Below are 25,391 nucleotides of genomic sequence, written 5' to 3' on the forward strand. Positions count from 1 at the left end.
TATATTTTATTAATCATAGGGCCGTTGTTAGCATGATCACATCTTAGCCTGACGGTGAGGTTTTCATGATAGAGCTTGGCTCACCACGTTATCGATTGACCGCGTTTGCACTCGCATTCGGCTCCTTTTTGATTTTTTGTAATCTTTATCTGTTTCAACCTATGCTACCTGTCTTTGCCGCGACTGATGGGATCAGCGAAACACGGGCGAATTGGCTACTTGCGGCTACCACGTTGGGCCTTTCTTTTTCACTGGTGCCTTGGGCCGTGCTGTCGGAGCGAGTCGGTCGGCGCCCCGTGATGCTGGTAAGCCTTTGGATGCTTCCTGTGATTGGCCTTATTATCGCCACCAGTTCTTCTTTTTGGATCATCGTCGGTTTACGCGCGTTGGTTGGTATTGCCCTGGGTGGGTTTGCCGCGGTCGCCGTGGCGTATATGGCGGAAGAGTTCTCACCGGAGGCGCTCGCGATTGCCGTGGGCAGCTATATCAGTGCGAACTCTCTAGGCGGGATCTCGGGTCGTGTGTTCGGTGGGATGATGACAGATTGGTGGGGATGGCATGGCGCGGTGATGGCGATGACCGTTTTCTCCTTGGTAGGCGTGGCCATCGTGAGTAAACTTTTACCGCGTCAGCGTTATTTTTCGCCTGGTAATACCTCTTTACTTGTCCATTCTCGCGGGGTGCTCACGCATCTTCGCACACCCAAGTTGTGGCTGGCGATGCTGATAGGTGGGGTGAACTTTGCGTTATTCGTGAATTTGTTTTCGGTGATAGCGTTTCGTTTGGTGGCTGCGCCTTACCAGTTACCCGTCAGTCTCGTGTCTTCAGTGTTTGTTTGTTACCTCGCCGGTACAGTGACATCGCGTTTGAGTGGGCGTTGGGTGCTGCACTTCGGCGCCATCAAAGGCATGGCTTTTGGTACTTGTGTCGCTATGCTGGGGGTGTTAGTGACCTTGAGCAGTCAGGTGCTTTGGATGGTGGTGGGGCTATTGATTGTGAGTGGTGGCGCGTTCTTTACTCACTCACTCGCTTATGGGTGGGTCAGTCGCCAAGCCGCACAGGGTAAAGCAACGGCAACGGCTTTGTATTTAGTGCATTATTATGTTGGTGGCAGCCTTGGTGGGTTTTATCTTATCGCGGCTTGGCAACACTATGCATGGCCAGGTGTGGTGATTGCGGCCTTAGTGCTTATCACGGTTTTATTGGGACTGGTATTTGGCCTTTCCCGTGTTATGCGCCGTCGTCGAGAAAGCCAGCGCCATGCGCGTGTTGTGGCACCCTGAGCTTTAACTCGATGCAGCGAACAGGGCGTCGTCCGACGCCCTTCTCAGAGAGCGGATTGCGATGACTGCGTTGCCTCTTGGCAGCCAATATTGGCTCCTTTGCGACCGATCGCTTCGCTACAGCGATGTTTCGGTCGGCATGTCGATATTGTCACGGCTGACAGAGTTTCTGGCGTCAAATCCCGTCTGTTTGCCTGGCTGATAGGTACGTATACAGTCTCTCCCTTCGGCTTTTGCTTGGTAGAGAGCACTGTCGGCGCGCTCTATCAAGGATGAAAGCGTGTCGCCCGGTTGCAGCGTGGAGAGGCCTATCGACGCAGTGACTTTCAACGGGGTATGGCTTTCATCAATATAGACATCCATTTCTCGAATTTCCCCCAGCAAACGTTCGGCGATTTGCGCGGTGACCTCACCATTACATTTAGGTAGGAAGACAATAAATTCCTCGCCACCGAATCGACCGAAAATATCGGCTTTTCTCAAACGCTCCTGTACGGTGCGGGTAAATGATTGCAATACCACATCGCCCGCGTAGTGCCCCCACTTGTCATTAATCCGCTTGAACTTATCTAAATCGAGCAGTAAGACGGAGAATGGCGAGTGCCTTTCTTCACTCACGGCCAGCGCGCGCATAGCCAGCTGTAATAGCATCCGGCGATTATAAATGCCTGTTAACGGGTCGAGCGTCGCTTGCCGGTATAGGCGCAAAATCATGTGGAGTTGAGAAAGCTGTGACCATACCACCATGAAGGCAATGACGGTTTGTAGCCAATACGAAGCGATATTGTCTGGGCTGGTCATGGTGGCACTGAACGAATCAACCCATAAGTGGCAAATCAGGGTTATCGACATCAAGAGTAGGCTTTCCCGCATCGTGAGCGGGAAGATGGTCAGCATGACAATCTGAATAATGGGCAGCAAGGTGTAGCTGTAAGAGAATGCCGCGTTGTCAGTGGGAAAGCCTAAAGTGTGGCTGGCAGAAAAATAAAAGGCGTTGGTAGCGAGCACCATGGCGATCAAGCCAAGTTTTGCTGATTTGAGATTATTAGCGCGATTGACCGCGTAACCAATGGTAATCAGCATACCCGCTAACAAAAGGCGTTGTAGCGAGAGCTGCGCCGCGGCCATTTTGTCAGCGAGAAATAAAAAATCAGCGGGTGACCACGCAATAGTCAGGGCGGCCCATACGTAACACAACACGCACAATCTGCTGCGCAGATAGGTGCTGCGTGTATTATTAAAGCTGTTTGCGTGCTTTTTAGCACTCCACAGCTCAAGGAATGATATTTGCAGCTTGTAGACAATATGGCCTAAGGTTTCACTCATCATTGCACCCATTGTGGTTCCCGCCTGTGCAAAGGTTCCAGTTGCATCCGCCGCTTTGGTACTATCATGCTGCGCGGTCATGTTATTTTTTTCTGTCATAAAGGTTGGTATAAGCGTGTAAACATGCCAGTTTGTTGTTTATTTTGACTGTGTTTCTTGCATTCAATGTGATCTAGCCAACTTTTTAATGCAATAAAACGAATAATTGACCATTTTTTATTGAGATACGTAAGGTGCTCTTCATTATGTATACGTTACTCGCTCCTGCGGTTGCCTCGGCAGTTCTAGGGGCACAGCTGGTGCTCTCGCTGGCGTTATTAAAAGGGGAAATATGCCCAGGCCAACGGGGTCGGTTCCATCACGCTTTCTGGGTGCCTGTTTTTGCGTGGTTGATATTAGTTCCATTTACGTTGTTCGCCAGTTTACCCTTTTTGTTGTTAGGGATTTTTGCGTTTCGATCAAAAACGGGTAAAACGCGTCACTCCGGTCCCATTCCTTTGCTTCATGTCGCAAATTTATTGGGTTTTGTTGCATGGATTGTCATACTCGCCGCGCACGGTGGCGGAATGTTAATGATGGGAGCCTTGCAACTGGTGATTCTCGGGTCGAGCCTTGGCCACAGTTTGTTAGTGCGTGCGCGCTCGCGACTGCAAGCTTTTGATCGTTTGCTCCCTCTAATCAGTGTAGTGGCCTTTATGGGGGTGATGGTATTGGCCGCGCTGTTGTCTGCACTCAGCCCATCGGCAACAACTGACATCAACGCCATCATGGCGGGTGCCGGCCTAGGTTTGCTCGGGGTGGCGGCACAGATTTGGCACCTACTGAAGCAAACATCGCCTGTGTTTTGGCGCGTGAGCGTGGGCTTTGGATTTATGCTATTGGCGAATATCAGTCTGACGCGACTCGTCATGGCTTAATTAGGCACTTTTTCGCCTCGGATCTATACTCAAGGTGCGGTCTTCAGTGCAAGGAGAGGGTATGGATATCCACAACATCAGCCGATTAGATGGTGCTATCTTCTATGGCATTGTCAATGAAAGACTGCGTCTTGAGTGTGATAGCTTAGAAGCACTGATGGCGCATTTAGATCTCGAGCACGATCAATTGCAAAATAAGTTTGATGATATTGGTTGTGAGTACGACCCGCTTACCAATCAATTAAGGCTTAAATAGCGTCTAACCTGCGGCTCACTGCATAGACGGTGAGTCGCACTCTAACTCTTCTTTCATCCCTTCGTAGACAGACCCCGTTGTTTTGTTAAAAATTTGATCGTTTATTGTTCTGCCCACTACGCTTATTAAGGGAGAGAGTCAGTGAACTCTCTGTTTTATCACGTGGAATACACGCTATAAGGACGACCCTGATGCCGCGACGAGCATGGAGCGTAATTGTATTAACCGCACTGATTGGCGTGGGGTTTGCAGCCTTAACCGCTCACTTGCTGTATCAAAAAGAGCAAGAGGCGATTCGCAAAGAGCTGCATAAAGACGTGAACAACGCCGCAATGGCGTTAGCGCGAGAGGTGAATCTTGGCCTTGAATTGCTCTATGCCGTCAAGAATCATTTTGACGCGGGGCATCGATTAGATGCGCGTAATTTTCAACCGCTCACGTCCGGTGTACTGACACGCCACCCCAGCTTTAAATCGATAGAGTGGGTGGACATTGTGATGCACCACCAGCGCCGCCATTACGTTCAAGGAATGGAAGAAAGAGGTGCCACGTCTTCACAGTTTAATATTGTCGAGTTGGATGAAAACAACCAACTGATACCCGCGCAACGGCGTGATATGTACTTCCCGCTCAGGTTCACCTCCGGTGAGAATAATGAGGCCGCGGTGATCGGTTTCGATCTTGGCTCCACGCCGGTGACTCGTCAGGCCCTCAAAACCAGTTTTAATACCGGCGTTCCTGTCGCCACGCCAGCGACCACTATTGAGCGCGCCTACGGCAATGTGCGCGGCTTTTTATTGATCATGCCGATTTTATTGGATCCAGAACAGTTAGGTGGGGAAGACACGCGAGATTTGCGCGGCTTTCTGGTGGCGGTGATTGATGTCAATACCTTGGTCAACTTGGCGATAGATACGGTCATTAATGACGGGATTAATTATACCTTGATTGATTCCACCGATCCGAATCATCGCCAAGTGCTTCATACGCAGCGAGTAGAATTAGCACAGATGAAAGATTCACTCGCGCAACAGCCCGCGAATCCTATCTTCTTTGCGGGACGCGAATGGGAGCTGATTGGCTACCCGACCGTTAGGTATATGCAGGCAAGACAAAGTTGGGTGCCGCTTTGGACGTTTCTCATTGGCAGTGGCATATTTTTGCTCATTTGCTACCTGCTTTATCGCCTGCAGTCTCGCGCCTACAGTGTTCAGGTACAAGTTGATCAAAAAACGCACGCATTGAAAGAAGCCAATAGTCGACTCGAATCAATGACTAAGTGTGATGGCCTTACCGGACTATACAACCGTACCCAGTTTGAGCAAGAGCTAGAGCGTGAAATACAACGTGCGCTTCGCGATGATACGTCGCTGAGCCTGATGGTGGTAGAGGTTCAACATCTTTCTAATTACAACAAACAATATGGCCGAATGGCCGGAGATCAATTGATTCGACAAATTGCACAAGTACTGGATGAGATGCTAAAGCGGCCTGGTGATCTGGTGTGTCGGTTTACCGGTAGCCAGTTTGTGGCCATTTTACCGCGGACGGAGGGCGCAGAGCGGTTGGCGGAAGAATGTGTCGCGGCCGTTAACCGATTACAGGTGGCGTTTGAAGGAGAGCCGGAAGATCGTGTCAGGGTGTTTGTTGGCGGGGTAACGGTTAGCGATCAAAAAGAGATGACGGCTTCGCGATTACATGCGTATGGGGAAATTGGCTTGACCCGTGCAAAAGCGGATAATGATACTGGGTGGCACTGGATGGAAATCAGCGCGCCCGTTCAGGATAACAAAAGCATTGATCCATAAAAATCAGAGCGGTACGCATGCACCGCTCTTACGTCTGTTAAGTTTTTATACACTGATTCGGCGTTAGTACTCTTCACCCTTATTGAAACGGTCGCTAACGGCCGGGCTTTTGAGCAAGGGATCGTCGTCTGGTTTTTGTGTGTTAACCGCGGTGAACACTAAGGTATGGGCCTCGTTGCTAAGCATGAGACTGTTACCTCGCATGGTTGCCTCACTCCATTGGCTTAGCACCTGACTCATGGTTTGTTCGAGCTCCATCGCACTCGATGAGCAAGCCATTTTGGTACTTGCCATTGGCGCCACTTTAAAGCGATGACTCTTCAGTTCAGCGTTACCAAAATAGCGATTGCAGCCACTAAAGCCGCTTACGCCCATATCCTTATTAATGGTAAGCGTTGGGGTTCCTTCCGCACTGATAGCTTGTTCATCGACCATGGTCAGTTGCCATTGCTGTGCAACACCAGAGCTTGTCACGCTGCCATTATCGCCTCCGGCATACTGACCGTTACTACAAGCGGTCACCCCGGCAGCGAGCATGACTGCCATCAACACGTGTTTTTTCATAATGACTCCTTAGTCACTAACAGTGGGTTTCAATTCAAGCGTAGCCAAGTTAGTAACAAGTATGCCAATAAAAGTGTGAGTTTATGTCAAGCCAGTGTCTTTTTTGCTAGGCGATAAAAAAAGCCCCCGGTAGAGGGGGCAAGATATACCATCGCGTGTCTTATTATTATTGAAATCTCGTTTTATCGCTGGCGCATAACAGCCACATTTTTGTCTGTCTGATTATGGCTCGCCTGCGATCCCAAGACTGAGGCAAGTTATAGGGATAGATTATCAAGAAAAAATGACAATTGAGTTTCACTGATAGAATGGGATAAGAAAAAAAGCGACACCATCGAGAGGTGATCCGCGACAGGTAATGATATGACTTTTTTAGCGAATGTGTTCACTTTCCTTGACAATTTCGCCCGCGCACTTGTCCACTTAGACGCCAGACAGTAAAACCACAGCATCCACGAGGTGTATTTTTTAGATATTAACGTTATGCTTCTATTTAGTGACAGCACTGATCCGACACTGGCCACAGTGTGTAAGTAAAAGAACGGCTAGGCAGACCCAAAAAGGAATCCATCATGGCATTGAGCGATGCTGCAAAAAAAGTTCAGGAAGCGTTGATTGCTCGCGGTATTGAAACCCCAATGACGGCTAAATCCGCGATGTCTTCTGAAGAACGAAAAGAAAAAATTGAGTTTCACATGCGTGAAATCCTGCAGTCGATCGATTTAGACCTCACCGATGATAGCTTGGCCGAGACACCGGCTCGCATTGCCAAGATGTATGTTGATGAGATTTTCTCAGGCTTGGATTATTCGCAATTTCCCAAAGTCACCATGATTGATAACAAGATGGGTTGCGATGAGATGGTGCGCGTCAAAGACATCTCGGTCACCAGCACCTGTGAGCACCATTTGGTCACCATTGATGGCCGAGCGACGGTGGCGTATCTCCCCGATAATAAGGTACTTGGCCTGTCGAAGATCAACCGGATCGTACGTTTCTTCTCCCAACGGCCACAAGTGCAAGAGCGACTGACCCGCCAGGTACTGGTGGCATTGCAAACATTACTAGAAACCGAGGATGTAGCGGTACGTATCGAAGCGACGCATTATTGCGTCAAATCTCGCGGTGTGATGGATGCCAACAGTGAGACAACCACCACCGCACTGGGTGGGTTGTTCAAAAAGAACGCCGCAACACGGGCTGAGTTTTTGCACGGCATTCAATAACAGCCAACATAGAGATAAAAAGCCCCGATCTGGAAACAGATTGGGGCTTTTTTAGTACAGCTAACGTGGAGACGCTGGCCGTTTACTCAAATTGCCGAGCAATATCGTGGAACTGGCGCACTTTATCTCGCAGCTGGCTACTTGCCTCGGAAACGTCGTTAACCTCGTTGAGGTTTTGCTGAGAAACCGATTCGATATCATGGATCTCTTGGCTAATGGCTGTGAAGCTCTCTAATTGCGCTTGGGCAGAGTGATGCGTTTCATTCGTACGGCCCACCACATCTGCGATGGCATTTCTGACCGAGTGTAGGCTCGCAATACTGTGATCGGTGGTATCAACACACGCTTGCGTTTGTTCGTGGCTTTCGTGAATTTGGGTTTGCCAATGCGAAATGGTGTCGTGCATTTCTTGAATCGATGACTGAATTTGCTCTGTGGCCGTTTGCGTCCGACTGGAAAGCGCCCGCACTTCATCGGCAACAACCGCAAAGCCTCGGCCCTGTTCTCCGGCGCGTGCCGCTTCAATTGCCGCATTCAGCGCTAGCAAATTCGTCTGCTCGGCAATGCCACTGATCTCACTCATTGACTCGGTCACACGCTCGGCGGTGGCAGACAGCTGTTGCGTCGCGGTGAGCGAATTTTCCGATTGTTGAGAGAGCGTTTTTAGCTGCTCGCCCGTTTGTTGTAACAAGGCCTCGGTTTCTTTGCTTTGCTGCTGGACTGATTGCAGTCGCTCAACACTTTGCTGGGCGTTATCAGATACCTTGTTCGCCGATTCAGAGGCATGATCAATGTTACCGGCAATCGAGGAAATCTGATGGCTTTGTTTGTTGATGGCATCGGACACGCGTGTTGATAATGCGCTCAACTCATCTGAAAATTGATTCAGTGACAGTGAGGCATCGAGCATGCGCCCAAGAATGGTGCGAATGCGGGCGTTGAGCATTTTCACTTTATAATCAACCACAGAGCTAAGCCCGGTCCCCGAGTAGATATAACGGCTGATACTGTCGTAATTGTCCTGTATGCCACGCGCGAGAGTAGGCAAGGTGAACAGCTCATCACGAAAGAGGGTACCGAGCACTAAAGGCATCGCAATGGCACCTGCAATATCCCAGCCCGATATGGCGTTATCGAAAATAAGCGACACAGGGGCGGCGACCAATCCCAACCCCATGAATGTGTACTTCAACGCCGCAGGAATATCGGCAACCGATAACTGCTTCATGGATTTACCATTTTTCTCGGCCCGGCACAGAGCTTGGTAAGCTTGTGCGGCGCGATGTTTGACGGCCGGATCAGGCTTCACCCTGACGGACTGATAGCCAGTGACTTGGCCGTGCTCATAAATGGGAGTGACATAGGCGTCTACCCAATAGTAATCGCCGTTTTTACAACGGTTTTTAACTATGCCGCGCCAAGGTTGGTTGGCTTTTAAGGCGCGCCACATATCTGCAAATGCCGCTTTGGGCATATCGGCGTGACGAATAATATTGTGAGGCGCACCTGTGAGTTCTTCTTCATCGTAGCCAGCGATGCGAATAAACTCAGGATTACAGTAGGTAATCACCCCGCGCTTATCAGTGGTCGAGACGAGGCGCTCATCGTCACCAAATACAACTTCATTATTGCTCATAGTCTTTATCTTTTTTGGTCACAGTCAATTAAAAGCCTTATTGGTATTAGTGTAGTGGCTGGAGATTTTTATTAATAATTGTGTTAATAAATTGTTTCTTTCTGGGCGTGGCCCATAAAAAAAAGGGCCTTGCGGCCCTTTGTTTCAGTTTTAAGACAGCGGTGCCTAGTCTAAAACCTTTGCGATGGCAGTGCAAAGTGGCACCATGTTAGTGTGCGTCATGCCTGCCACATTTAAACGGCCTGAGCCGACGATATACACGCCATGATCAGCTTTTAATGCATTGACTTGGTCTTTATTGAGCCCAGAGAACGAGAACATGCCGTTTTGCTGCTCGATAAAGCTAAAGTCACGTGACACGCCTTGCGCTTTCAATGTTTTGACAAACTCGGTACGCATGGTTTTGATGCGATCGCGCATGTCCGCCAGCTCTTGCAACCACTGCGCTTTGAGCGTCGCGTCATTCAAGATGGTGGTGACGACGGCGGCACCATGAGCAGGTGGATTAGAGTAGATAACGCGAGCGATGGTTTTCACCTGACTAAAGGCCTTGGTGGCTTCTTCTTGGTTACGGCCAACGAGCGTGAATGCACCTACTCGTTCGTTATACAAGCCAAAGTTTTTCGAGAACGAACTGGCGATAAGCAGCTCGGGACACACCTTGGTAAAAATGCGTAAGCCGGCGGCATCTTCTTCGACACCAGTGGCGAAACCTTGATAGGCAAAGTCGAACATCGGCAATAGGCCTTTACGCTGACATAGCTCAGCGAGGGCTTGCCACTCTTGCTCGGTAGGATCGATGCCAGTCGGGTTATGGCAGCAACCGTGGAGCAACACAACATCACCCGCGTTTGCCTGCTCGAGATCAGCGACCATTGCCTCGAAATCTTTATCATTCTTGGCCGCGTCATAATAGCTGTACTCAGCAAGAGGAAGGCCAGCAGCCGTAAAAACGCCTTTGTGGTTGGCCCAGGTTGGATTGCTGATCCACACTGTCACCTCGCCAAGATGACGTTTAATAAACTCACCAGCCAAGCGAAGCGCGCCGGTGCCACCTGGAGAGTGTGCGGTATGTGCGCGTTTGTCGTTGATCACGTCAGCTTGCTCACCAAACAGCAGTTGTTGCACTGCGAGGCCATATTCGGCCGTGCCGGGAATGCTTAAGTAAGACTTGGTGTTTTCTCTGTCGAGAAGTAGTGCTTCGGCTTTTTTAACAGAAGGGAGTACCGGTGTCTCACCGTGCTCGTTTTTGTAGACGCCCACCCCGAGATTGATTTTGTCTTCACGTGGGTCAGCTTTATATTCTTCAGTCAGTCCTAGAATAGGATCAGCGGGAGCGGCAGAGATTTTCTCAAACATTGGTGTCGTCCATGGTTATGATGAATGAAAGTCAAACTGGCTTTTTTATAACACTTGTCGAGAACAATAGAAACCGGAGGACAAGCGGCCAGTTGTGCGTTCGGTATCGGTTTATGCTGTAAAAGCGCGACTTACGTAGTCAAAACACAAGAAAAAGGCTGCAATATGCAGCCTTTTGAATCGCGAGTTTATTTAGAAGTTGGCATTGCGTGGTGAGCGAGGGAACGGGATCACATCGCGAATATTGCTCATTCCTGTCACGTAGGAAACGAGACGCTCAAAGCCCAATCCAAAGCCTGAATGAGGGACAGTGCCGTAGCGACGAAGATCGCGGTACCACCAGAAATCTTCTTTCTCAAGACCCATTTCTTCTAGGCGTTGGTCAAGCACGTCAAGACGCTCTTCACGCTGAGAACCACCGATAATTTCGCCAATGCCTGGTGCTAGCACGTCCATCGCGGCAACGGTTTTGCCGTCATCGTTCATGCGCATGTAGAAGGCTTTAATGTCTTTCGGGTAGTTTTTAACGACCACCGGGGCATTAAAGTGCTCTTCTGCAAGATAGCGCTCGTGCTCAGAGGCTAAATCGATTCCCCATTCTACTGGGAACTCAAAAGTTTGGCCGCTGTTTTGCAAGATGGTGACCGCATCGGTGTAATCCACCTGGGCAAAATCTGCATTCACAAACTTTTCTAGACGTGTGAGTACGTCTTTGTTGATGCGTTGCTCAAAGAATTTCATGTCGTCTTGGCGCTCTTCAAGCACCGCTTTGAACACGTACTTGAGCATAGCTTCTGCGAGGGCCGCTGAATCATCCAGATCAGCAAACGCCACTTCCGGCTCGACCATCCAAAACTCCGCCAAGTGACGGCTGGTGTTTGAGTTTTCAGCACGGAAGGTTGGGCCGAAGGTGTAGACTTTGCTCAACGCACAGGCATAGGTTTCGGCGTTTAGCTGGCCGGATACGGTCAAGAAGGCTTCTTTGCCGAAAAAGTCTTGGTCAAAGTCGACGTCGCCTTGTTCGGTTTTCGGCACATTCGCCAAGTCCAAGCTAGAGACGCGGAACATCTCGCCAGCACCTTCACAGTCTGAGGCGGTGATCAACGGCGCAGACATCCAGTAGTAGCCTTGCTCATGGAAAAAGCGATGGATCGCTTGTGACAAGGTGTGGCGAACGCGCGCCACCGCACCAATCACGTTTGAGCGTGGGCGCAAATGAGCCACTTCACGCAAGTATTCGATAGAATGACGTGTTTTCGCCATCGGATAGGTATCAGGGTCGTCTACCCAACCGACGACTTTCACGGCTGTGGCTTGCAGCTCATAGGCTTGGCCTTTTCCTGGTGACTCGACCACGTTACCCGTGACTTCGACCGAGCAACCAGCGGTCAAGCGAAGAACGTCTTGCTGATAATTATCCAGCTCATTAGGGACCACGGCCTGAATAGGGTCAAAACAAGAACCATCGTAAATGGCAAGGAAAGAAATACCGGCTTTGGAATCTCGGCGTGACCGGACCCATCCACGCACAGTCACTTCAGTGTCGACTGCCGCCTTGCCGCGCAGGACGTCTACTACAGGCGCGTATGTCATAATTCGCTTCTATCTCCGTTTAGGGTAATACGGCCATTCAGTGATGACCGCATCATTGATTTTGCAAGTTAGGCTAGCAAGTTTACCTGTATCCTGTATAGCTTCAAGACTTAGGCGAGTCTGAGAGCTTAAATTGGCCAATTAATCCTTCTAACTGCTCAACCAGTTGCTCAAGATTCGCGCTAATCGCTTTGACTTCATTCGCATTGCTGGCGGTGTCATTCGCGTGGCTTTGGATTCGGCCCACTTGAGAGAGGAGGGCATCGGTCATTTGCGCTTGGTGCTCGCTTTGCTGGCTAATGTCGTCCGCGTTGTTATTCACCGTAGTGACTTGATCGGCGATGTTGCCTAGCGCCTCAGAGAGCGCCATGACAGTTTCGCCGCGCTGATTAGCACTGTCACTGGTCGCTTCCACTGCTTGTGCCGAGGCTTCGCTACCTGCACACAGGTTCTCGATAATAGTCTGGATTTCTCCAGTGGCATCATGACTGCGGCTAGCAAGGTTACGCACTTCTTCGGCGACGACCGCAAAACCGCGGCCTTGTTCGCCAGCACGTGCCGCTTCGATTGCCGCATTTAACGCGAGCAAGTTGGTTTGTTCGGCAATTTCACGAATCACGCCTAAAATGGTGGTCACTTGCTGGCTTTGTTGGTTTACATCCAAAATTTGGCTGCGTACCTGGCTAATATCTTCGACTAATTTGCGAATATCATTGGCGGCAACATTGGCAAGGTCACTGCCTTGATTGGCACTGGTGGCGGCTGACTCACTCAGTTGCGCCGCCTCTTGGGTGCGGTTTTGAATATCATGCTGATGCTGTTGAACATTATCGATCGCCGATGACATATCATTGGTTTCATGACGTTGGCTATCGGCTAACTGATCAGTATGGCTGGACACACGAATCAAGTTCATGGCCTCGGCTGACAGCGTTTCAGAGGTGCGTTGAACTTGTTGCAAGCTGGCAGAGAAGTTATCAAGTAGCTGGTCACAACTATCACATAGCTCACCAATTTCATCGCCACGGGTATCGTTGAGACGCTCGGCCAGATTCTTATCATGGCTGGTACGTTTCATAAACGCAGAGACCCGCTTCAGCGGAGACACCACCCAACGGCGGATCACAGTTAATGAGATCAGAAAACCCAACACGGCAATACTGCCCATGATCCCGGCAGTAATAAGCATTTCTTTATCAATGGTGCCGTAAAGCGGCTCGAGGTCGTATTCCAGGCGAATCACCCCTAGCACTGTTCCTTCTTCGGCAACATGGCATTGCAGGCAGTTGGTGCCGCGATAATCACTGCTGGCTTTCATCGGCAGTGCCACGACCAGCCCCTCACCGGATCCAGAGTTAAAGGTTTCGACAATGGTCTCACCGTCAAGCGCACGTTGGTCAATGTCATCTTTTGGGGCTTGTTCAGGGTTGCCTGGACCGAAAAAGCGGGTGATCGCCTCTGCGCGAATGACACGTGCCTCTTCAATGCCTTCATGAGAAAGCATTTTTTCGCGTAAGGTATTTCGTTGGCTGATGGTGCCCGTCAACATCAACATGTTAAGGCTATCAAAATAGTTAGAGGCTTTATCGAGCGTTTGCTGACTAACAATCGATGTCATCAGTGCTTTTTGCTGATGAGATTGGTAGGCCAAAGACGTGACGAGCACCAGAGCGAAAACAAGAAAAAGAGCAAGAAGGATTTTGCTCGCAAGGGTCATGCGCATGAGTCAACCATTTTCTATTAATTTATAGATTTATCAATTATAGCTTGTAGTCACTATGTTAAACCTAGAGTGCGCGAGTGGGGGCGTTCCCATATAAAATGTGTGATTTCATCGACGTAATTAGTCCTAAAAATAAGACATGCCGGCGGTTGAGAGCTGTTGATGCCCTAAAAGCTGGGATAACATTTTGGCGAGTAAATGCGATTGAGTCATCCGGCTAATTTGAGTAGCATGCGGCCTCGTATTGTTGTTGGAAGAGATAAAATGACCACCGAGTTGTTTAAAGAGTTCACCTTTGAAGCGGCACACCACCTTCCTAATGTCCCTGAGGGACACAAGTGTGGTCGTCTACATGGACACTCTTTTATCGTGCGTTTGTATGTAGAAGGTGAGGTGGATCCTCACACAGGCTGGGTAATTGATTTTGCGGAAATCAAAGCGGCGTTTAAGCCTATCTATAACCGCCTTGACCATTATTATCTCAATGAGATTGAAGGGCTGGAGAATCCGACCAGCGAAGTACTCGCAAAGTGGATTTGGCAACAGGTTAAGCCAGATTTACCGTTACTCAGTAAAGTCATGGTCAAAGAGACCTGCACAGCCGGCTGTACCTATTACGGTGACTAAGGCGCGTGGCGTTGCACGAGTCACGGATCTGAGCGGCGGCGACCTAGGCCGTTGCTCTCCATATCAAGTGTGATACTTGGTTAGCGTGCGGCACCTTGGTCGCGCTAGAACGCCGTATAGCGCGTCCGGTGTGCGGTCATGATGAGAGGGGTGTTTACCATCGATGCTCAGGCAATCGCCAGATACTTATGTGTTTGTATCGATAGCCGCCAGCCTCGCTGAATGCAGGTATCAATGCACAGCTGGGTCGCGCGCGTTTTTTGACTCACGGGCTGTAACGCAATGGTCGCCGTATCAGGCGGCGGGCAGGTGGTGAGTAGCGCATCAAGCTGATCAATATCTTTCTCTGTTCCGACCGGGTGTTTCACTTCATTTGCCCGCGCCATTGCCTCTTTCAGCACTGGCAACTTCCCTCGCATATTGATTTTCGGAGACACAGTGACCCAGGTATTAGCCGACGCTTCAATCGGATAAGTACCACTCGTTTCTATTTGGCATTGGCAGCCAGCGGCTTCTAGCGCATGGGTTAACGGTTTTAAATCGTAAAGGCAAGGCTCACCACCGGTAATCACAATATGACGCGCGTGATAGCGGCTTAGAATGTCGGCGGTAATCGCATCAGCGCTGAGCCAGCACCAAGCGGGAGAGTCTTCAGACTTATCAATGATGAAAATCTTGTCTTTCCGATCTTTTTCATCGGTTTCCCAAGTTTGCTTGGTATCGCACCAGGCGCAACCGACAGGACAACCTTGCAAGCGAACAAAGACAGAGGGAACCCCTGTAAACGTGCCTTCGCCCTGAATGGTTTCAAATATTTCGTTAACTCGGTACATGATGGTTGGTAGCGGTCGATGTAAAGCGCCACATTATGCCAATGAATACGGCTGAGATCTTGTTTTTTCACGCGTGATTAGCCTTTGAACAGCGTTACTGTTTAAGCGGGTTTTGTGAGTTTGTACGCGATTTCATCGATCTAAAGTGACCCACATCACGGGGTAGCAGCTTGCTGCTTCACAATTAGTTCGCGAAGTAAAAAAATTCACGGAGATAGGTGATATCAGGGGTATCACCATAGCCAAGCAGTTATAGGACAAGGCATGATTATTGGGCAGCCGGGACATATCGACCACATTAAGCGTAAAAATGCGGGCACGATTTATAATTTAATCGACCGTTTTGCCCCGATTTCTCGGATCGAACTGTCGAAACGCAGTCAATTAGCACCCGCCAGTATTACCAAAATTGTTCGAGAGTTGATGGACGCGCACTTGGTCAAAGAAACACAAATACAGGGTACCAGCATGCGTGGCCGGCCCGCTGTCGGCTTGGTGCTGGACAATGAGGGCTGGCAATTCTTATCCATGCGACTAGGGCGTGGTTATCTCACCATGGCACTGCACTCACTGAGTAGTGAAATCCTTATTCAAGAACGCCATGAAATTGATGTCATGGCGCAGGATGCCTTGCTTTCCACGGTGGTTGAATACGTAAAAGCCTTTTTCTCACGCCACCAAGAGACGGTCGATCGCGTGACCAGTATTGCGGTCTCGCTCCCTGGATTGGTGAACAGCGCGCAAGGCACAGTGATCCAGATGCCGTACTTTGAGGTTGATCATATGCCGCTGGGGCCAGTGTTACACCGTGAGACGGGGCTGCCAGTATTTGTCGGTAACGATACGCGCTCGTGGGCGTTGGCAGAGAAGTTATTTGGCAACGCGAAAGAATCCGATAGTGCAGTGTTGGTGGCTGTTCATAATGGGGTCGGTGCCGGCATCATACTCGAGGGTAAAGTCCTTCAAGGGCGTATTGGCAATGTGGGCGAGTTGGGCCACATCCAGATTAAGCCTTTCGGCAAACGCTGTTTTTGCGGTAACTATGGTTGCCTTGAGACGGTCGCCAGTCTCTCTGCCGTGTATGAACAGGTACAGACGCTACTGGATGAGGGGCACGCGAGCCAGTTACAGTGTCAACCATTAACCATAGACGGCATTTGCGACGCGGCGGTGGCAGGCGATGGGCTCGCGCATCAGGTGATCACTGAGTTGGGGCATCACCTGGGTACGGCTATCGCGATTGTAGTGAATTTATTCAATCCAGAAAAAATACTCTTTGGCGGAGAGTTTAATCGTGCCAAGAGCGTGCTTTATCCCGCGATTATGGAGTGTTTAAAGACCCAAACCATCCCGTTATATAGTAAGCACCTGGTGTTGGAAGAGAGCTATTTTTATACCCAAGCCACCATGCCTGGCGCAGCGATGGTCAAACAAGCCATGTACGATGGCAATTTGCTGATGAAAGTGCTGGAAGGATAGGGGTCGTCGTTTCAGTGCTATGACGCCTGGCAACGCTGAAAAACTAACCTGAATGATGGCTTTGTCCTGTCTATCAGAGATAAAAAAAGCAGGTGATTCGCACCTGCTTTTGTGAAAGTGTTTCTTTAAATAGCGACGTTAACTATTTTTTCTTTCTTCAGCCATGCAAGCGGCTGCGGTAAATACCACATCGGTTGAGCTGTTGAGGCCGGTTTCCGCGGAATCTTGCAAGACGCCAATGGTAAAGCCAATCCCTACCACCTGCATGGCAATCTCTTGTGGGATCCCGAACAAGTTACAGGCCAGTGGGATCAACAGCAATGAGCCGCCGGCCACACCAGATGCACCACAGGCTGATACTGCCGCGACAATACTCAGTAGCACCGCGGTGGCGATATCCACCTCAATACCCAAAGTGTGAACTGCTGCCAGCGTCAATACGGTAATGGTGATCGCCGCACCGCCCATGTTAATGGTTGCACCCAGTGGAATCGAAACCGAGTACGTGTCTTCATCCAACTCAAGACGGCGGCACAGTTGCATATTCACCGGGATGTTAGCGGCTGAACTACGGGTAAAGAAGGCGGTTATGCCACTTTCACGTAGGCATTTTAAAACCAGTGGGTAGGGGTTTTGACCTGTTTTGAAGTACACAATCGCTGGGTTAACCACCAATGCGATGGTGAACATGCTACCCAATAGCACACCGAGAAGGTGCATATAACCTGCTAGGGCATCAAAGCCACTTTTAGCCAGTGTGCTGGCGACCAAACCGAAGATACCCAAAGGCGCAAAACGGATCACAAAGCGCACGATCATCGACACGCCTTCTGACACGTCGGAAAATACGCGCTTGGTTTCATTTGATGCGTGGTGCAAAGCAATCCCCAAACCGATCGCCCAAGCGAGGATCCCGATGTAGTTACCGTTCATCAATGCACTGACTGGATTGTCCACGATATTGAAAAGCAAGGTGCTCAATACCTGGCCAATCCCTTCTGGTGGGGTGATGCTGGCATCTGTGGTGGCAAATTCCAAGGTTGTTGGGAATAAGAAACTCATGGTGACTGCCGTCAGTGAGGCAGCCAGCGTACCGACAAGATATAGACCAATAATGGGACGCATGTTGGCGCGCTGTCCTTGCTTTTGGTTAGCAATGGAAGCTGCCACTAAAACGAAGACCAAAATGGGGGCGACGGCTTTCAACGCGCTGACGAAGAGTTGTCCGAACAGTCCTGCATTCGCTGCCCACTCAGGAGACAGGTATGCAAGGACACCGCCGGCAAGAATACCGACAAGGATTTGAAGTACCAACGAGTTGCCTCGGCTGACACTGGCGAGTTGTGTTTGACTCATGTGACTCTCACTTCACTGTGTTTATTATCAATGGCTGTTAATGAATCGTTAGAAGTGACGAATTAAACCAGTTTGATTCACCTGATGTAAAGAGAAAATTACTACTTTGCACTAGTTATGTAGGGCTGGGGCGGAGAGTTGTCATTAAGTAAAGGTTTACCAGGTGTAATTATTCTGTTATCGCTGCGAGATTAATGATGATAACGGGGAGCTTCGCCGAGTAAATGCATGCATTCTGTTGCCTCTTTAGCATAAAAAAAGGCGGCTTCGCAGCCGCCAGAAGGATAACAACTAACACAGAAATTTTTAGTAAATCGCATGTCCCACGGTATTGAGTAGTTTGCTTACGCCTTTAGTGAAATAGAGCGGCGCATTCGCAACCGTGTAGCATAGGCAGCCTTGTTGGGTGAATGGCGTATGGTGATGACGACTATCGAGCAAGATAAAATCGCCCGGGACGTATTCACCGCTTTCATCTTCGAAGGTACCGTCAAGCAGCAGTGTTAATTCATAACCTTTGTGGGTGTGCGCTGGCACCGAGCCGCCTTCATCAATATGAAGGAAACTGGCACGTGTCGCTCCTTCATCAAGGTTCAATCGAGCGCGCTGCACTTTGCCAAATGATGACCAGTTGGAATCACTAAAGCGTTGTAGCGCGCGTGGCAGTGTGTAGGTTTTGTCACTGACACTTATTTGTGTTGCACGGACGGGCGCCTGTGCATCGACGGCACCATCATTGGCGGCCGTATCTTCGAAAATGGCAGCAAGCATTTCGTCTTCAGCCGCATAATCCCAATCAGTAGCGGCCGTTTCTTCCTCGTCGAACACGGTCTGTGCAAGCGAAGCTTCTGCAGCGGCGACATATGCTTGGCATTCCTGGCAAAGCTCAACATGCGCTGACAACGCAATCGCCATCGAGGTGGGCAGTTTGCCAGCTGCAAACGCATCGAGTAAATCGGTCGATGGGTGATATTTAATCATTGTTTTACCTCCAGGTGATTGCGGAGCTTTTCCAGACCTAAACGCAATCGGGATTTTACGGTGCCCAGCGGCACGTTCAACTGTTCTGACAACTCTTGATGGGTAAGCTGTTTCAGATAAACGCCTCTTACCACTTGTTGTTGCACGTCGGGTAACTCATCAATGAACGACAGCAACTCTTGATCCATCATATATTGCGCACCCGCATCCGATTCATTGTCCTGCTGGCCGGATTCGAGCACGGGCCAAATATCATCACTGAAATTGTCTTCCCGGTTCGATTGCACCTTACGCAACATATCAAAGCTAATATTACGCATAATGGTGAACACCCACGTGGTCGCTGCGCCTTTGTCCGAGTTATACAAGTGGGCTTTGCGCCACACCACTAACATGGTTTCTTGTACCAATTCCATCGCCTGGCCGTCAGCGCGAAGGTGCTTGGCACCGTACGAGCGGATCTTGGGACCAAAAAACCGGAAAAGACGTTCAAAAGCGGCGCGGTCGCGCTTCTCCGAGACTTTTAATAATAATGCAGACAACTCTTCCTTCGTCACGTCAGTCATGTTGGCACGCGTGTCCCGTCTGGAAATGGTGGTCTCAGTATACATGGTTTGTGGCGCAGTCATAGTTGAGTCCTATCTGTCGTAGCCGTCCATTTGGCTACCAGTACGTGAGTAGCAGTGATTGGATCACTCGACTTCCTCTTCAAGAAGCTGACTGATGAATTGTTTCGCTTCTTCTGCCGATTCTTGCGCTATAAACCATTGTTTTTGCGCATTAGAAAGCGGCAATATCTCCAGCCAACGCTGACAGCTCCAAGTTAAGTCGTCGAAAGGGGCCGCCTCATATTGCTCTGCGTGCTCAGGATGGGCCGCAAAGACATGTTTTAGCCCGGCTGCAATATGCGCTTTATCGTCGGCTTGGTCATCATCCAAATACTCATCATGAGGCCAATCATTGAGAGCCCGTATGTCACCCACCCACAACTTATCGGCGTCTTGATCGGTCGATAGAATTTCCACACGTTGACGGCCGGCGATCGTAATCCCCAATAAGCCGTCAGGGAGTGTTTCAAAATCGACAATGTCGACCAGTGTGCCGTATTTGTACAGGCGTTTTCCCTGCATCATTGCCAGCACGAACCCCTCTTGGTTTGCAGAGCACTCTCGGACGAGGCGTAAATAGCGGGGTTCAAAAATGCGCAGTTTTGCCCTGCCACCCGGTAGCAAAAACAGGGGCAAAGGAAACAGCTTAGTCATACTGATGCCTCCTTCTATTGATTCAACATGCTCCCCACTACGCGTCGTGGGGCGCATGCGATCAAGATAGGCTTTGGATGGCGCTAATCATATTGACATTGATTGCTGCTGTGGCATTCTGGATGTCTAAACGGCCAATAAGAAAGGTAAAGGGAATGAAGATAAAACAACTTGGTGTCAGTCTCGCGTCACTGCTCGTCGCGGTATTGCTCTCAGGATGCGCTGAGGAGAATGAAACGATTAAAATTGGCGCGACGGTAGGTCCCCACGCGCAAGTGGTTGAGTCGGTGGCTAAGCAAGCGAAAGAGGAGGGGATTGATGTTGAGGTCGTGGAGTTCTCCGACTATATCTCGCCTAATGCAGGCTTAGCGGATGGCAGCTTGGATTTAAACAGTTATCAGCATCAGCCGTTTCTTGATAATTTTAACCAAAACCACGATAGCGAGTTAGTATCGGTTGGTCGTTCGATCTTAATGCGGATGGGGGTTTATTCTGACAAAGTCGACAATATTGAGGCGTTAGCAAATGGCGCACAAATTGCGATCCCCAATGATCCCACTAATGCCGGTCGCGCGCTGTTATTGCTGGAAGACGCAGGTTTGATTACTTTGGCTGACAATGTTGGCTTTAAAGCCACGCTTCAGGACGTTCAATCCAACCCTAAACAGCTCGAATTTGTTGAAGTCGAGGCCGCACAACTGCCGCGCAGCTTACAAGATGTCGATGCCGCGGCGATCACTATGAACTATGTGATGTCATCAGGGCTTGATCCGAGCGAGCAGGGCATTTTCTTGGAATCCAAAAATGCGCCTCTCGCGGTGATGGTAGTGGCCGCGCGCAAAGACGACCAAGATAACCCGACGTATCAGCGATTACTCGCGTTATTCCAGTCCGACAAAACACGTCAATTTTTGCAAGACACCTTCAATGGCACCATAGAGCCAGCATTCTAAATCACCGTCACCCCATATAATCGGTCAGTGCAATGCAGGCCGATAGCCAAACGTCACTATTTGTTTACCACTCATACAGTTATTGCTGCTACCATGGTAGCGATTCGCTGATCCACCCTGTGTTAGGGTCGCGAGATCTACCTCCCCACATCACTAAAACGCATAGGAAATTGGATGCAATCGGCTAGTCGCCCATTTAATTGGTCGCCCGTATTGCTGGCGTGCCTGACCGTCAGCATTGGGCAATTCAGCATGGGCTTAGTATTCCCGTCTTTGCCCTGGATAGCTCGTGATTTCAACCTCAGTATGGACAATGTCCAGCTACTGATCTCTGCCTATCTACTCGGGTTCGGGCCATCACAGTTTATTTATGGGCCTATCTCAGATGCGCTTGGTCGTCGCCGTGTATTGTTAGCCGGTGTATTACTCTCTTTGATTGGCTTAACCGTGATGGTGAGCTTTAGCGCCAGTTTCACGGGGTTAGTCATTGGCCGCTGTATTCAAGGAATGGGAACCGGCTGCTGTGCCGTGCTCTCACGCGCCTTTACGCGTGACTCGTATTCGGGGGATCAACTGCCGCAAGCGATGTCGTATTTGATTATGGTGGCGTCGTTCACGCCCATCGTGGCGCCCGTTATTGGCGGGTTCGTTAACCACAATCTAGGCTGGCTGGCGATCTTTATTTTGCTGATGGTGTACACCAGCTTGGTGTGGTGCGTGCTGTTTTTTCTGTTCAAAGAGAGCATGCACGCGCGTTCACCCTTGCCCAATGTGAAGGTGATACTTGGCCGTTATGGCGCACTGCTAAAAACACCATACTTTCTCTATTTCGCCAGTATTAGCTGGCTGAACTTTACCTTGGTGATCACCACGGTTTCGCTGATGCCATTTTTAATGCAAGAGCGCATCGGGATGACATCGGATCAATATGCCTTGTGGGCGCTCATTCCTACTTGCGGGTTACTACTGGGCAGCACGCTGGTGTCGCGTATTCGTCCACGTTTAGGTACCAAACGCATGCTGCTAATGGCACCGGTGATGCAGCTCATCTCAGCGATATGGCTATGGTTTACCCCCATGGATCCCTTGCTGCTGATGATAGGGCAGTTTTTTATGGTGTTTGGCAACGGGATTGCGCTGCCGTGCTCCCAGTCGCAGGTGATGCAGCCTTACTCTAACCAAGCCGGCACCGTCGCTGCGCTCTCCGGTGGTGGACAGATGATCATTTCTGCGTTGATGAGTATGGCGCTATTGAGCTTGGGGGTTAGCGAAGCATGGCACCTTGGTGTGGTGGTTGGCGTCTTTGCGCTGCTCTCCGTTCATAATATCTTCCGTGGCTTCGCAGCACCGAAAGTCAACGTCGCCAATGGCACCATCTGACGGAATACAGAAAGAGCAAGCGCCCCAATGCGAATACGAGCTGCTCTTTTAGTTTCTAGCCGCTAGAAGCGAAGCGCTCTGTATTCAAGATCTTGAATCAAGCGTAGGTCGGACAAGCGCTAGTGCGATGTGACCCTCGTGACTCGATGTAAGTGGCGCGCCTCCGACATGGAGGTCAAATCGGGCCCCGATTGTGACAGGCGCCCGTTGGCAATTTGCACATACCCAACACTATGCCTGGGGCTTGTGTCACCTACGCCAATGGCACCATCGGCGTTAAAGTACGCGTAGGTCGGAAAAGCGCCAGTGCGATGTGACCCTCGTGACTCGATGTAAGTGGCGCGCCTCCGACATCGAGGTTAAATTTGGCACCGATCGTGACTGACGCCCTATCTACTCACCAAAAAACTGAGTAATTGCGGTGATCATCCCTTGGGTGAGTTGGTGGAGTTGGTCGTCGCGGATGCAATAGGGTGGCATCACATAAACCAGTTTTCCGAAGGGGCGAACCCAAATGCCTTGGGCGGTCATTAAGGGCTGAATATCGGCCAGATTCACCGGATCGGTCAGCTCTATCACGCCAATTGCGCCAAGCACGCGCACGTCTGCCACACATGCCAATGCGCGAGCGGGGGTTAAGCCAGTTTTTAGCTGTTGCTCGATGTGCGCGACGGTCTGCGGCCAGTCACTTTCTAGCAAGGTATCAATGCTGGCGCAGGCCACGGCGCAGGCGAGAGGATTGCCCATAAAGGTGGGGCCGTGCATAAAACAGCCTGCATCACCGCTACAGACGGTATCAGCCACATGGCGGGTAGTTAGCGTGGCGGCCAAGGTCATGTAGCCGCCGGTCAGTGCTTTACCGACGCAGAGTATATCTGGGCTGATCTCCGCGTGGTCACACGCAAATAGTTTACCGGTGCGGCCAAATCCGGTGGCAATTTCATCCACAATCAGCAGCACATCAAATTCGTCGCACAAGGCGCGCACTTGACGCAGGTATTCGGGATGATAAAAGCGCATACCGCCAGCCCCTTGCACGATGGGCTCTAAGATCACCGCGGCCAGTTGTCCATGATGCGCGGCGAGTGCGTCGCGCATAGGCTGTATGTCGTCAGGGTTCCACTCACCGTCAAAGCGGCTTTGTGGCGACGGCACAAAATGATGCTGGGGCAGAAACCCTTTGTAGAGTTTATGCATCGAATTATCAGGATCCGTCACCGACATGGCGGCGAACGTGTCGCCATGATAGCCATGACGCAAGGTCAAAAACTGTGCGCGCGACTCACCGCGCCCCTGCCAATATTGCATCGCCATTTTAAGCGCCACTTCTACCGATACAGATCCTGAATCGGCCAAAAACACTTGCGTGAGCGGCGCGGGTGAATGCGCGACCAAGCGCTCACAAAGCGATACCGCGGGCTGGTGGGTGAGCCCGCCAAACATCACATGCGACATGTTATCAATTTGCTGATGCGCCGCGGCGTTCAAAGCAGGATGGTTGTAGCCGTGAATGGCTGCCCACCATGATGACATACCATCAATCAGAACGGTGCCATCTTCAAGATGCAGTTCCGCGCCGCTTGCGTGTGAGACGGGCAAGCAAGGCAAAGGATCGAGCGTTGAGGTGTAGGGATGCCAGATATGTTCACGGTCAAAACGGGTGTTAATGCTCATAAATAAATCAGATGTAAACTAGTGTGATATCGTTGTGTTGACAGGTTAGCGTCTGTGGGTAGACTAGCCAAGCATTAAAACGACAACAACGGGGAAAACCGCGTGGAAATAAGACACAACTGGACCGCACAGGACGTGCAAGCATTGTTCGATAAACCCTTTATGGATCTATTGTTTGAAGCGCAGCAAGTGCATCGTGAATATCATCCTGCCAACCAAGTGCAAGTCAGCACGCTGTTATCGATCAAAACCGGCGCGTGTCCAGAAGATTGCAAATATTGCCCGCAAAGTGCGCGGTATCGCACCGATGTTGAAAAAGAGCGCTTAATGGAAGTGGAACGCGTGCTCGAAGCGGCAGAAAAAGCCAAAGCCTCAGGCGCGACACGCTTTTGCATGGGCGCTGCCTGGAAAAACCCCAAGCAACGCGATATGCCGTACCTGCTCGATATGATCCAAGGAGTGAAAAGCCTAGGATTAGAAACCTGTATGACACTGGGCATGCTGGATAGCGAGCAGGCCCAAACCCTCTCTGAAGCGGGCTTAGATTACTACAACCATAATTTAGATACGTCGCCTGAGTTTTACGGCAACGTCATTACCACGCGGACCTATCAAGAGCGCCTTGATACCTTATCCAACGTGCGAGAGGCGGGGATGAAAGTCTGCTCAGGCGGGATTATCGGACTGGGCGAAAGTACCCGCGATCGCGCCGGCTTGTTGATGGAGCTGGCCAATATGCCTGCTCACCCAGAAAGCGTGCCGATCAATATGCTGGTTAAAGTGAAAGGCACGCCGCTTGAGAACGTCGATGACGTCGACCCGTTCGATTTTGTCCGCATTATCGCGGTAGCACGGATCATGATGCCCAAATCGGCAGTGCGGCTGTCTGCCGGACGCGAAGACATGAACGAGCAAATGCAAACCTTGTGCTTTATGGCTGGCGCCAACTCGATATTCTATGGCTGCAAGCTGTTGACCACACCAAACCCTGACGAAGACGCGGATATGCAGCTATTTAAAAAGCTGGGTATTAATCGTGAAGCGGTCAGCCAAAAGCCCGATCAAGTCACTGAGCACGACTTACTTGAGCAAGTGGCCGAGCGAGTGGCATCGCGCCCGCAAGAGGGTGATTTGTTCTACGATGCCAGTGTCTAA

22 protein-coding genes are annotated in these 25,391 nt (G+C 50.4%); 10 read left to right on the top strand and 12 right to left on the bottom strand.

The annotated features are described in order from the left end of the window. Positions 1-65 precede the first annotated feature (65 nt). On the top strand, positions 66-1,283 hold the full coding sequence (locus tag BZG14_RS07805) for an MFS transporter (protein WP_077608438.1): 1,218 nt from the start codon (positions 66-68) through the stop codon (positions 1,281-1,283). A 117-nt stretch (positions 1,284-1,400) separates the two neighbouring features. On the opposite strand, the gene BZG14_RS07810 is transcribed toward BZG14_RS07805, so the two are convergent. Then, positions 1,401-2,708: a GGDEF domain-containing protein gene (locus BZG14_RS07810; RefSeq protein ID WP_077458938.1), complete on the bottom strand. Its 1,308-nt coding sequence runs from the start codon at positions 2,706-2,708 to the stop codon at positions 1,401-1,403. 146 nt (positions 2,709-2,854) lie between these two features. Between BZG14_RS07810 and BZG14_RS07815 the strand changes: the two genes are divergently transcribed. From BZG14_RS07815 to BZG14_RS07825, 3 genes are all read left to right on the top strand, one after another. Continuing rightward, positions 2,855-3,526 (top strand): hypothetical protein, encoded by a 672-nt coding sequence (locus BZG14_RS07815; RefSeq protein WP_077608439.1) that lies wholly within the window; start codon positions 2,855-2,857, stop codon positions 3,524-3,526. 61 nt (positions 3,527-3,587) lie between these two features. Next, positions 3,588-3,782 carry a DUF4250 domain-containing protein gene (locus tag BZG14_RS07820; protein ID WP_077608440.1) on the top strand — a complete coding sequence of 65 codons (195 nt, stop codon included), beginning with the start codon at positions 3,588-3,590 and terminating at the stop codon, positions 3,780-3,782. Between the two features lie 191 nt (positions 3,783-3,973). Further along, entirely contained in the window at positions 3,974-5,590 is a 1,617-nt protein-coding gene (locus BZG14_RS07825) for a CHASE domain-containing protein (RefSeq protein WP_077608441.1), read from the top strand. 63 nt (positions 5,591-5,653) lie between these two features. Here BZG14_RS07825 and BZG14_RS07830 read toward each other — a convergent pair whose 3' ends face one another. Then, positions 5,654-6,154, bottom strand: a complete 501-nt coding sequence (locus BZG14_RS07830) for an META domain-containing protein (RefSeq protein ID WP_077608442.1) — start codon at positions 6,152-6,154, stop codon at positions 5,654-5,656. Positions 6,155-6,723: 569 nt separating this feature from the next. Between BZG14_RS07830 and folE the strand changes: the two genes are divergently transcribed. Next, complete coding sequence (gene folE, locus BZG14_RS07835; RefSeq protein WP_077458941.1) at positions 6,724-7,380, top strand: GTP cyclohydrolase I FolE; 657 nt, start codon at positions 6,724-6,726, stop codon at positions 7,378-7,380. A gap of 82 nt (positions 7,381-7,462) precedes the next feature. On the opposite strand, the gene BZG14_RS07840 is transcribed toward folE, so the two are convergent. From BZG14_RS07840 to BZG14_RS07855, 4 genes are all read right to left on the bottom strand, one after another. Continuing rightward, the gene (locus BZG14_RS07840) at positions 7,463-9,016 is read right to left on the bottom strand and encodes a methyl-accepting chemotaxis protein (RefSeq protein ID WP_077608443.1); all 1,554 of its coding nucleotides are present in this window, start codon (positions 9,014-9,016) and stop codon (positions 7,463-7,465) included. 165 nt (positions 9,017-9,181) lie between these two features. After that, on the bottom strand, positions 9,182-10,375 hold the full coding sequence (locus tag BZG14_RS07845) for an amino acid aminotransferase (protein ID WP_077486160.1): 1,194 nt from the start codon (positions 10,373-10,375) through the stop codon (positions 9,182-9,184). Between the two features lie 192 nt (positions 10,376-10,567). Continuing rightward, a complete protein-coding gene (gene asnS, locus BZG14_RS07850; protein ID WP_069362713.1) occupies positions 10,568-11,968 on the bottom strand; it encodes an asparagine--tRNA ligase in 1,401 nt (466 codons plus the stop codon). Between the two features lie 103 nt (positions 11,969-12,071). Next, positions 12,072-13,691: a methyl-accepting chemotaxis protein gene (locus BZG14_RS07855; RefSeq protein ID WP_077608444.1), complete on the bottom strand. Its 1,620-nt coding sequence runs from the start codon at positions 13,689-13,691 to the stop codon at positions 12,072-12,074. A 264-nt stretch (positions 13,692-13,955) separates the two neighbouring features. Here BZG14_RS07855 and queD point away from each other — a divergent pair, with 264 nt between their 5' ends. Then, on the top strand, positions 13,956-14,318 hold the full coding sequence (gene queD, locus BZG14_RS07860) for a 6-carboxytetrahydropterin synthase QueD (RefSeq protein WP_077486158.1): 363 nt from the start codon (positions 13,956-13,958) through the stop codon (positions 14,316-14,318). Between the two features lie 167 nt (positions 14,319-14,485). Here the strand turns inward: queD and queE are convergent, their stop codons facing one another. Then, positions 14,486-15,151 carry a 7-carboxy-7-deazaguanine synthase QueE gene (queE, locus tag BZG14_RS07865; RefSeq protein ID WP_077486157.1) on the bottom strand — a complete coding sequence of 222 codons (666 nt, stop codon included), beginning with the start codon at positions 15,149-15,151 and terminating at the stop codon, positions 14,486-14,488. Positions 15,152-15,415: 264 nt separating this feature from the next. Between queE and mlc the strand changes: the two genes are divergently transcribed. Next, positions 15,416-16,630 (top strand): sugar metabolism global transcriptional regulator Mlc, encoded by a 1,215-nt coding sequence (gene mlc / locus BZG14_RS07870; RefSeq protein ID WP_077608445.1) that lies wholly within the window; start codon positions 15,416-15,418, stop codon positions 16,628-16,630. 138 nt (positions 16,631-16,768) lie between these two features. Here the strand turns inward: mlc and sstT are convergent, their stop codons facing one another. The 4 genes from sstT to BZG14_RS07890 form a co-directional block, all read right to left on the bottom strand. After that, entirely contained in the window at positions 16,769-17,986 is a 1,218-nt protein-coding gene (gene sstT, locus BZG14_RS07875) for a serine/threonine transporter SstT (RefSeq protein ID WP_069362718.1), read from the bottom strand. Positions 17,987-18,292: 306 nt separating this feature from the next. Continuing rightward, the gene (locus BZG14_RS07880) at positions 18,293-18,967 is read right to left on the bottom strand and encodes a ChrR family anti-sigma-E factor (protein WP_069362719.1); all 675 of its coding nucleotides are present in this window, start codon (positions 18,965-18,967) and stop codon (positions 18,293-18,295) included. Continuing rightward, a complete protein-coding gene (locus BZG14_RS07885) occupies positions 18,964-19,596 on the bottom strand; it encodes a sigma-70 family RNA polymerase sigma factor (protein ID WP_069362720.1) in 633 nt (210 codons plus the stop codon). Before BZG14_RS07885 ends, BZG14_RS07880 begins: the two co-directional genes overlap by 4 nt. A gap of 63 nt (positions 19,597-19,659) precedes the next feature. Further along, on the bottom strand, positions 19,660-20,229 hold the full coding sequence (locus BZG14_RS07890; protein WP_077486154.1) for an LON peptidase substrate-binding domain-containing protein: 570 nt from the start codon (positions 20,227-20,229) through the stop codon (positions 19,660-19,662). A gap of 155 nt (positions 20,230-20,384) precedes the next feature. Between BZG14_RS07890 and BZG14_RS07895 the strand changes: the two genes are divergently transcribed. Together BZG14_RS07895 and BZG14_RS07900 are read left to right on the top strand one after the other, a co-directional pair. Next, complete coding sequence (locus BZG14_RS07895) at positions 20,385-21,182, top strand: MetQ/NlpA family ABC transporter substrate-binding protein (protein WP_077486153.1); 798 nt, start codon at positions 20,385-20,387, stop codon at positions 21,180-21,182. Positions 21,183-21,356: 174 nt separating this feature from the next. Beyond that, a complete protein-coding gene (locus BZG14_RS07900) occupies positions 21,357-22,562 on the top strand; it encodes a multidrug effflux MFS transporter (protein WP_077608446.1) in 1,206 nt (401 codons plus the stop codon). A gap of 393 nt (positions 22,563-22,955) precedes the next feature. On the opposite strand, the gene bioA is transcribed toward BZG14_RS07900, so the two are convergent. Beyond that, entirely contained in the window at positions 22,956-24,230 is a 1,275-nt protein-coding gene (bioA, locus tag BZG14_RS07905; protein WP_198532032.1) for an adenosylmethionine--8-amino-7-oxononanoate transaminase, read from the bottom strand. A 108-nt stretch (positions 24,231-24,338) separates the two neighbouring features. Between bioA and bioB the strand changes: the two genes are divergently transcribed. Then, on the top strand, positions 24,339-25,391 hold the full coding sequence (gene bioB, locus BZG14_RS07910; protein ID WP_077608448.1) for a biotin synthase BioB: 1,053 nt from the start codon (positions 24,339-24,341) through the stop codon (positions 25,389-25,391).

It is taken from the genome of Salinivibrio sp. IB282 (assembly GCF_001995685.1).
Lineage (GTDB): Bacteria > Pseudomonadota > Gammaproteobacteria > Enterobacterales > Vibrionaceae > Salinivibrio > Salinivibrio kushneri.